Annotated in this window: 1 protein-coding gene; it reads right to left on the bottom strand. The window is 65.2% G+C overall.

The genetic code is table 11. From position 1 onward, the window contains the following. Positions 1 to 20: 20 nt before the first annotated feature. Positions 21 to 749: S8 family serine peptidase (locus tag JKG68_RS32745; protein ID WP_202066643.1), on the bottom strand; the 729-nt coding region annotated here is incomplete at its 5' end.

Genomic DNA, 749 nt, shown 5'->3' with positions numbered 1-749 from the left:
CCACGACAGGTCCGTCGAGGTCAGGGCATCCCCAGGGTCTGCCCCTCGAACGGTAAAGCCGCCGGTTGCGTTTTGGTCACCGCAACCGGTGCCAGGTCCGCGGGTGGTGCGCACAGGCCAGCCATGTGGATCAGGCCGTACCCATAGGTCGGATCCCACCCAGGCTTGCCAAGATCCCGGGTGTGCTGCTCCAACCGGGCCTGAACCGCTTTGGGGTCCAACTGCGGGGTGGATGCAAGCAGCAGACCTGCGGCCGCGGACACAAAGGGAACCGCATAGGACGTGCCTGTCCTGAGCACGCCGCTGCCTTTGGCCGAAGCCGTCCAGACATTCACCCCGGGTCCCGCAAGGTCGACGTAGGCGCCCTGTGTGGCACGCCGATAAACGTTCAGGTTCTGATCGACGGCCGTAACCGCGATAACACCGGGATAGGCCCCTGGATACGCAGGCTCGGCGCCGGCACCATTGTTGCCAGCAGCCGAAACGATCACAATGCCCTCAGCTTGGGCAGCCTCAATGGCTTTCTGGAGGACCGCGTTGGCTGGGCCTGACAGGCTCAGGTTCATCACCCGCACGCCGCGCTCAGCCAAGGCTTCGATGGCAACCACCAGGGACATCACGTCAGTGCGATCCGCCGTACCGCCGTCGCGGTAAAAGGCGTCCACTGCAATCAGCTTCGCCTCCGGCAGGAGGCCAGGTGTTGAGCTTCCCGGACGACCCACCAGGAGGGCGGCAATCGCGGTGCCGTG

This window comes from Microvirga aerilata (assembly GCF_016743775.1).
Taxonomy (GTDB): domain Bacteria; phylum Pseudomonadota; class Alphaproteobacteria; order Rhizobiales; family Beijerinckiaceae; genus Microvirga; species Microvirga aerilata.
Note: the sequence above shows the minus strand (reverse complement) of the source record. Positions and strands in the feature narration are given on the sequence as shown.